General features: G+C 69.4%; 8 protein-coding genes. All 8 read left to right on the plus strand.

The window, feature by feature from the left end; translation table 11 throughout:
- Positions 1 to 675: chemotaxis protein CheB (locus tag G3N92_RS27520; RefSeq protein ID WP_277396199.1), on the plus strand; the 675-nt coding region annotated here is incomplete at its 5' end.
- 39 nt (positions 676 to 714) lie between these two features.
- On the plus strand, positions 715 to 1,110 hold the full coding sequence (cheY, locus tag G3N92_RS27525) for a chemotaxis response regulator CheY (RefSeq protein ID WP_013696282.1): 396 nt from the start codon (positions 715 to 717) through the stop codon (positions 1,108 to 1,110).
- A 1-nt stretch (position 1,111) separates the two neighbouring features.
- Positions 1,112 to 1,840: a protein phosphatase CheZ gene (gene cheZ, locus G3N92_RS27530; RefSeq protein ID WP_206130742.1), complete on the plus strand. Its 729-nt coding sequence runs from the start codon at positions 1,112 to 1,114 to the stop codon at positions 1,838 to 1,840.
- A gap of 294 nt (positions 1,841 to 2,134) precedes the next feature.
- Positions 2,135 to 2,653 carry a DUF2844 domain-containing protein gene (locus G3N92_RS35130; protein WP_241015059.1) on the plus strand — a complete coding sequence of 173 codons (519 nt, stop codon included), beginning with the start codon at positions 2,135 to 2,137 and terminating at the stop codon, positions 2,651 to 2,653.
- A gap of 17 nt (positions 2,654 to 2,670) precedes the next feature.
- On the plus strand, positions 2,671 to 3,921 hold the full coding sequence (locus G3N92_RS27535) for a DUF3443 domain-containing protein (RefSeq protein WP_241015058.1): 1,251 nt from the start codon (positions 2,671 to 2,673) through the stop codon (positions 3,919 to 3,921).
- Between the two features lie 247 nt (positions 3,922 to 4,168).
- Positions 4,169 to 4,690, plus strand: a complete 522-nt coding sequence (locus G3N92_RS27540; RefSeq protein ID WP_206130744.1) for a VOC family protein — start codon at positions 4,169 to 4,171, stop codon at positions 4,688 to 4,690.
- A gap of 327 nt (positions 4,691 to 5,017) precedes the next feature.
- On the plus strand, positions 5,018 to 6,220 hold the full coding sequence (flhB, locus tag G3N92_RS27545; protein ID WP_206130745.1) for a flagellar biosynthesis protein FlhB: 1,203 nt from the start codon (positions 5,018 to 5,020) through the stop codon (positions 6,218 to 6,220).
- Complete coding sequence (gene flhA, locus G3N92_RS27550; protein WP_206130746.1) at positions 6,217 to 8,322, plus strand: flagellar biosynthesis protein FlhA; 2,106 nt, start codon at positions 6,217 to 6,219, stop codon at positions 8,320 to 8,322. Before flhB ends, flhA begins: the two co-directional genes overlap by 4 nt.
- Positions 8,323 to 8,447: the final 125 nt, after the last annotated feature.

An 8,447-nucleotide genomic window follows, 5' to 3' on the forward strand; every position in this document is an offset into this window, starting at 1 on the left:
CCCCTCCCGATCTGCCAGGCGGCGCCGGCCCGGCCGGCCGCGGCGGCGGGGCAGGCGAGCGCGCCGTTGATGAACAACCCGCTGGTCAGTACCGAAAAGCTGCTGATCGTCGGCGCGTCGACGGGCGGCACCGAGGCGATCCGCGAGCTGCTGGTGCCGCTGCCGCCCGATGCGCCGGCCGTGCTGATCGCGCAGCACATGCCGCCCGGCTTCACGAAGTCGTTCGCCCAGCGCCTGAACACGCTGTGCCGGATCGCCGTGAAGGAAGCCGAGCACGGCGAACGGGTGCTGCCGGGCCACGCGTATATCGCGCCGGGCCACGCACACTTGTTGCTGGCGCGCAGCGGGGCGAACTATATTGCGCACCTGTCGGACGAGCCGCCGGTCAACCGGCACCGTCCGTCGGTCGACGTGCTGTTCCGCTCGGCGGCGACGCACGCCGGCAAGAATGCGATCGGCGTGATCCTGACCGGCATGGGCCGCGACGGCGCGGCCGGTCTGCTGGAAATGAAACGCGCGGGCGCACGCACCTTCGCTCAGGACGAGGCGAGCTGCGTCGTGTTCGGCATGCCGCGCGAGGCGATCGCGCTGGGCGGGGCCGACGAAGTGGTGCCGCTCTCGGAAATGAGCCGCCGCGTGCTGTCCGCAATGGGTGAACGTACGCAACGTGTCTGACGTTGCGGCGAGAATACGGAATTTTGCAGAGGAACCGTGATGGACAAGAACATGAAGATCCTGGTGGTGGACGATTTTCCGACGATGCGTCGAATCGTTCGCAACCTGCTCAAGGAACTCGGCTATTCGAACGTCGACGAAGCCGAGGACGGCGCGGCCGGGCTGGCGCGCCTGAAGGGCGGCGGCTTCGATTTCGTGATTTCCGACTGGAACATGCCGAATCTCGACGGCCTGGCGATGCTGAAGGCGATCCGCGCCGACGCCGCGCTCACGCATCTGCCGGTGCTGATGGTGACGGCCGAATCGAAGAAGGAAAACATCATCGCGGCGGCCCAGGCCGGCGCGAGCGGTTATGTCGTGAAGCCGTTCACGGCCGCCACGCTCGACGAGAAGCTGAACAAGATTCTCGAAAAAATGGCGAAGGCCGGGAGCTGAGATGGACGAGCCGATTCATGCAGCGAAGGCCGGCGCCGAGCTTCCCGGCGACGATTCGGCGGACGGCGCGGATTTCACGAGCGACCGGATCCTGGCGCGGATCGGCCAACTGACCCGCACGCTGCGCGATTCGATGCGCGAGCTGGGCCTCGACAAGCATGTCGAGCAGGCCGCGCAAGCCGTGCCCGACGCGCGTGACCGGCTGCGTTACGTCGCCACCATGACCGAGCAGGCCGCCGAGCGCGTGCTGACCGCGATCGAGATCGCCAAGCCGGTGCAGGAGCGCCTGCAGTCCGAAGCCGAGGCGCTCGACGCCCGCTGGGAGACCTGGTACCGCGCGCCGATCGAGCGTGCCGAAGTGCGCGAGCTGATGGACGACACCCGCGCGTTCCTCGGCACGCTGCCGGAGGCCACCTCGGCCACGCGCACGCAGTTGCTCGAAATCATGCTCGCGCAGGATTTCCAGGATCTGACCGGCCAGGTGATCAAGAAGATCATGGATATGGTCTACCTGATCGAACAGCAACTGCTCGCGGTGCTGGTGGACAACATCGCGCCCGAACGGCGCGAGCAGTTCGCCGCCAACGCCGCCGCGCTGGCCGCGGTGATGGCCGACGAAGCCTCGCCCGAATCGCTGATGAACGGCCCGCAGATCTCGCCCGAAGGCCGCACCGACGTGGTTCAGGATCAGGCCCAGGTCGACGACCTGCTGGCCAGCCTGGGCTTCTGAGCGGCGCGGGTTCCGGCCCGCGTCCTCCGCCGTTTAGGGACCCACGTGCGCCCGCCCCCGGTTCGCCGGCGGCGGGCGCACGCGCGTTGGCGCGGCGAATTGTGGATTCTGCGCGTGGGCGGGCGATCCCGGTTGGTTTTTGCCATCTCTCACAGGCATACTGTCGAGCGGCAAGCGGCCGGGCCTGACGCCAGATGGTCCGGCCCTGTACTGGGCACATTTGCGGTGCCGCGGCGCGCGTCCTGCGCGCCGCGGCACCGGCCAACGAGGGGTGACAGGGTGAATTCGAAACGCATGCGCGGCCTGGCCGCGAAATGGGCCGCTGCCGCGCTGGCGGCGGGAACCGCCACCGGCGCGTTCGCCGCGCTGGGCGGAGCGCCGTCGGCGCCGCCGGCCGGCGATACCGCGGCGGTGGTGCGCACGCTGTCGCCGTCGGCGGCAGCCAGCTCGAAGCTGGCGGCGAGCACCGTGGCCGGCACCGGCACGGCGCAATCGGCCGCCTACACGGTGCGCGAAACCACGCTCGGTTCCGGCACCGTGATCCGCGAATACGTGGGCGCCAACGGCGCCGTATTCGGGGTCGCGTGGCAGGGGCCGACCAAGCCCGATTTCGCAACGATCTTCGGCGACTATTTCTCCAGCTACAGCAGCGGCGTCGAGGCCTCGCACGCGGCCCGCGGCCTGCGTGCGCCGGTCGCGATCGATTCGAGCGCGCTCGTGGTGCGTTCGGGCGGCCACATGGGCGCCTTCACCGGCTCGGCCTGGTTGCCCCAGGCCCTGCCCGCCGGCATGTCCGGCGCCGACATCCAGTGACCATCGGGAGTCCGACCTTGCGAATTCCATCGAATCCTTTCCGCGCGCTCGCCGCACTGGGCCTGGTTGCGCTGACGGTCGCGCTCGTCGCCTGCGGCGGCGGCGGCGACGATAACGGCGGCAGCAGCGCCAATGCCTCGGGCGGCGGCACCAGCACGCAGTCGGGCACCGGCAGCGCGGTCGGCAGCGGCAACACCGTGCCGATCGTCGTCAACGCGGGCCTGGCCAACGTGGTGAACATGCCGACCGTGGCCGTCACCGTCTGCGCGCCGGGCACCTCCACCTGCCAGGTCATCAGCAACGTGCTGCTCGACACCGCCTCGTACGGCCTGCGGCTCGTCAACACGGCCGCGGCCAACGTGCTCGGCAGCCTGCCGAAGGCCACCGCCTCGAACGGCGGCGCGCTGACCGAATGCGGCCAGTTCGTCTCCAGCTACACCTGGGGCTCGGTGCGCACCGCCGACATCAAGCTGGCCGGCCTCACCGCCAGCTCGGTGCCGCTGCAGATCATCGGCGACCTCGGCACCTCGAACGTGCCGACCGACTGCTCGAACGGCAGCACCTCGGCCAATACGGTCAACGCGCTCGGCGCGAACGGCATTCTCGGCGTCGGGCCGTCGCCGCTCGACTGCGGCTCGGCTTGCGTGAGCGCGGCGAGCAACAGCAACTACTACTCGTGCCCGGCGAGCGGCAGTTGCGCGCAAACCACGGTGCCGCTGGCCAACCAGGTGGCGAACCCGGTGTCGCGCTTGCCGAGCAACAACGACGGCGTGATCGTCCAGCTCAACGCACCGAGCAACGGCACCGCCACCGGCACGCTGACGCTCGGCGTGGGCACCTTGCCGGGCAGCGTCACCAAGCTCGCCACCACCACGGCGGGCAACCTGACCGGCACGTTCCAGGGACGCACCATCACGTCGGCGTTCTTCGACAGCGGCTCGAACGCGTACTTCTTCGACACCAGCGACAGCGCGACGCTGCCGACCTGCAGCCAGAGCACGTCGTTCTACTGCCCGGCGGCCACCGTCAGCTTGTCGGCCTCGCTGACCGCGTCGGGCGGCGCGACCAGCCTCACGGTGCCGTTCTCGGTGGCGAACGCGCAGAACCTGTTCAACTCGAGCAACTTCGCGCTGGCGAACCTGGGCGGCCCGTTCGGCGGGAGCCGCACGCTCGATCTGGGGCTGCCGCACTTCTTCGGCCGCAGCATCTACTTCGGCATCGATCAGCGTCTGGTCGGCGGCACGCAGACGCCTTACGTGGCGCTGTAAGCCGGCGCCGGCGTCGCGCCTCGAAGGGCGCGGCCTCGCGCACCGTTCCGAAAGGGCGGCGCGCGATGGTCGCGCCCTTTTTCGTTTTTGCGGCGGCGCGGGCGCGCGGCCTATCATCGGGAACCGGCCGCGCGTGCGCCCGACGCGCGCGCGGCTTTCACCGAACCTCGCCGAATCCGCCGGAACCGGCGCCTGCGCGCGCCGGCTCGTGCCGGCCGGCCTCGGCGAGACGACCCGGAGACAGGCCATGAACTTGACCCCTGCGACGGCGCAGCCGTCGATCCAGCGCATCACGCCGTTCCTGTGGTTCGAGCACGACGCCGAGGCGGCGGCGCACTTCTACGTGTCGGTGTTCGACGATTCGCGCATCACGCGCGTGGCCCGTTACGGCAAGGAGGGCGCGCGGGCCGCCGGCCAGCCCGAGGGCACGGTCATGACGGTGGGCTTCGAGCTGGCCGGCCAGGCGTTCGCGGCGATCAACGGCGGGCCGGTGTTCCGGATCACGCCGGCCGTGTCGTTCGTCGTCAATTGCGAGAGCCAGGCCGAGATCGACCGCTACTGGGCCGCGCTGTCCGAGGGCGGCGATGTAGCGGCGCAGCAATGCGGCTGGCTCAAGGATCGCTTCGGCGTGTCGTGGCAGATCGTGCCGGTGCAACTGCCGGCGCTGCTCGGCGACGCCGACGCGGCGCAGTCGGGCCGCGTGATGGCCGCGCTGATGACGATGAAGAAGCTCGATCTGGCCGCGCTGGAGCGCGCCGCGGCGGGCTGATCCGGCCCCGGCGCCGGCACCGACGCCGCTTGCCGGACGGGTGCCGGGGCGGTGCGCCGCAGGGTGCCCGCCCCGCCGAATCAAGCGCCGAATCAAGCGCCGAACCACGCGCCGAACCACGCGCGGAACCACGCGCGGAACGCCGCGCCGCCGAACCGCTCGGCGTGTCCGGCATTTCCCCGTGCCCCGTCGTTTTTACCGCCCGGCCGCCTCCATCGCCGGAAATACCCCCGTTTCCCCGCTTTCCTCGACCGATCGCCGCTGGACGCCTCCATCAATAATCGATGCACTGGAAACGGCATCCCGCTGTTTCCCCCGGAGGCTGCAGTGGCAGAGGACAGCGATCTCGAGAAAACCGAAGAAGCCACCCCCCGGCGCCGTGAAAAGGCGCGGGAGGAGGGGCAGATCGCGCGCTCGCGCGAACTGTCGTCGTTCGCGTTGCTCGCGGCCGGCTTCTACGGCGCCTGGCTGCTGTCCGGCCCGATCGGCCTGCATCTGCGCACCATGCTCGAAGGCGCGCTGCGCTTCGACCACGCCAGCGCGTTCGACACCCACGCCATGCTGACCGGCGCCGGCCGCGCCGGCATGGAAGGCCTGAGCGCGGTGGCGCCGGTGCTCGCGCTGACCGGCCTGGCCGCGATCGCCGCGCCGATGGCGCTGGGCGGCTGGCTGCTCTCGACCAAGGCGATCGGCTTCAAGTTCGATCGCCTGAACCCGATCACCGGCCTGGGCCGCGTGTTCTCGCCGCAAGGCTTCATCCAGCTCGGCATGGCGATCGCCAAGACGCTCGTGGTGGGCGGCATCGGCGGCATCGCGATCTGGCGCAGCCGCGACGATCTGCTCGCGCTCGCCACGCTGCCGCTGCACGAGGCGATGGCCGACGCGATGCACCTGATCGCCGTGTGCTGCGGCGTGACCGTGGCCGGCATGCTGGTGGTGGCCGGCCTCGACGTGCCGTATCAGATGTGGCAGCACAACAAGAAGCTGCGCATGACGAAGGAAGAAGTGAAGCGCGAGCATCGCGAAAACGAAGGCGATCCGCACGTGAAGGGCCGGATCCGCCAGCAGCAGCGCGCGATGGCGCGCCGCCGCATGATGGCCAACGTGCCGAAGGCCGACGTGGTCGTCACCAACCCGACCCACTTCGCGGTCGCGCTGCGCTACACCGACGGCGAAATGCGCGCGCCGAAGGTGGTCGCCAAGGGCGTGAACCTGGTGGCCGCCCGCATCCGCGAACTTGCCGAGGACCATCGCGTGCCGATTCTCGAAGCGCCGCCGCTCGCGCGTGCGCTGTATCACAACGTCGATCTCGAACGCGAGATCCCCGGCCCGCTGTACGGCGCCGTGGCCGAAGTGCTGGCGTGGGTCTATCAGCTCAAGCGGTTCCGCAGCGAAGGCGGCGCGTTCCCGGCCGAACCGACCGGCCTCGACGTGCCGGCCGAGCTCGACAAGGGCAGCGGGATTTCCGGCGAGGACGAAGCCGAGGAAGCCGACGAAGCGCTCGGCCGCCGCACCGGAGGCGCCGCATGAGCACGCCCACCACGCTCCCGGGCGCCAAGCGCGCCGGCCGCTTCGACGCGGCGAACCTGCGCGCGCTGTCCGGTCCCGTGCTGATCGTGATGATCCTCGGGATGATGATTCTCCCGTTGCCGCCGTTCCTGCTGGATCTGCTGTTCACGTTCAACATCGCGCTGTCGGTGATGGTGCTGCTGGTCAGCATGTACACCATGAAGCCGCTCGATTTCGCGGCGTTCCCGAGCGTGCTGCTGTTCTCGACGCTGCTGCGCCTGTCGCTGAACGTGGCCTCCACGCGCGTGGTGCTGCTCGAAGGCCACACCGGCCCCGACGCGGCCGGCCAGGTGATCGAGGCGTTCGGCCACTTCCTGGTGGGCGGCAACTTCGCGGTCGGCATCGTGGTGTTCGTGATCCTGATGGTCATCAACTTCATGGTGATCACCAAGGGCGCGGGGCGGATCGCCGAAGTGTCGGCGCGCTTCACGCTCGACGCGATGCCCGGCAAGCAGATGGCGATCGACGCCGACCTGAACGCCGGCCTCATCAACGAGGAGCAGGCCCGCAAGCGCCGTGTCGAGGTCGCCCAGGAAGCCGAGTTCTACGGCTCGATGGACGGTGCCTCGAAGTTCGTGCGCGGCGACGCGATCGCCGGCCTGATCATCATGGTGATCAACGTGCTCGGCGGGCTGATCGTCGGTATCGTCCAGCACGACATGAGCTTCGCCGCGGCGGGCAAGAACTACACGCTGCTGACGATCGGCGACGGCCTGGTCGCGCAGATCCCCTCGCTGGTGATTTCGACCGCGGCCGGCGTGATCGTCTCGCGCGTGGCGACCAACGAGGACATCGGCACCCAGATCACCGGCCAGTTGTTCACCAACCCGCGCGTGCTGACGATCACCGGCACCATCATCCTGGTGATGGGCCTGATCCCGAACATGCCGCACTTCGCCTTCCTGCTGCTGGGCGGCGGGCTGGTGTGGCTGGCGCGCACGATGCGCCGCCGCGAGGCCGCCAAGCGCGCCTCGGGCGACCTGACCGAAATCGCGCCGCCGGCCGCGCTGCCGGCCGACAGCCACGAAGCGACCTGGGAAGACGTCACGCTGATCGATCCGCTGGGCCTCGAAGTGGGCTACCGGCTTATCTCGCTGGTCGACAACAGCGGCGACGGCGAACTGCTCAAGCGCATCAAGAGCATCCGCAAGAAGTTCGCGCAGGAAATCGGCTTCCTGCCGCCGGTGATCCATATCCGCGACAACCTGGAGCTGCGCCCGAACGGTTACCGCATCGCGCTGAAGGGCGTCGAGGTGGGCACCGGCGAAGCGTTTCCGGGCCAGTGGCTGGCGATCAACCCGGGCCAGGTCACGGCCGCGCTGCCCGGCGCGCAGACGCGCGACCCGGCGTTCGGCCTGCCGGCGGTGTGGATCGACATCTCGCAGCGCGAACAGGCGCAGGTGTACGGCTACACCGTGGTGGACGCCAGCACCGTGATCGCCACCCACCTGAATCACCTGGTGGTGCAGCACGCCGCCGAACTGCTTGGCCGCCAGGAAGTACAGGCGCTGCTGGAGCGCACCGGCCGCGACGCGCCGTCGCTGATCGAGGATCTGGTGCCGAAGACGGTGTCGCTCACGACGCTGCAGCGCGTGCTGCAGAACCTGCTCGAGGAAGGCGTGCCGATCCGCGACATGCGCACCATCATCGAGGCCGTGTCGGAGCAGGCCGGCCGCATCACCGATCCGTACGAACTGACCGCCGTGGTGCGGCTCGCGCTGGGACGCGCGATCACGCAGCAGTGGTATCCGGGTACGGGCGAAATGCAGGTGATGGGTATCGACGCGAATCTCGAGCGGGTGCTGTCGCAAGCGCTCGCCACCGGCGCGAACCCCGGTCTCGAACCGGGTCTCGCGCAGACGCTGCTGATCGGCACGCAGGAAGCGATGCTGCGGCAGCAGAACATGGGGCTGCCGCCCGTGCTGCTGGTGCAGCACGCGCTGCGCGCGATGCTCGCGCGTTTCCTGCGCCGCAGCCTGCCGCAACTGAAAGTGCTGTCCTACGCCGAAGTGCCGGAAACACGCACGATCAAAGTCACGAACGTCATCGGGGGTAACGCTTGAACATCCGCAAATTCACCGGCGCAACGAGCCGCGACGCACTGCGTCTGGTGCGCGAGGCGCTTGGCGGCGATGCCGTCGTGCTGTCGAACCGCACGCTCGACGACGGTTCGGTCGAGATCGTCGCC

This window comes from Burkholderia sp. Ac-20379, assembly GCF_017104645.1.
Taxonomy (GTDB): Bacteria; Pseudomonadota; Gammaproteobacteria; order Burkholderiales; family Burkholderiaceae; genus Burkholderia.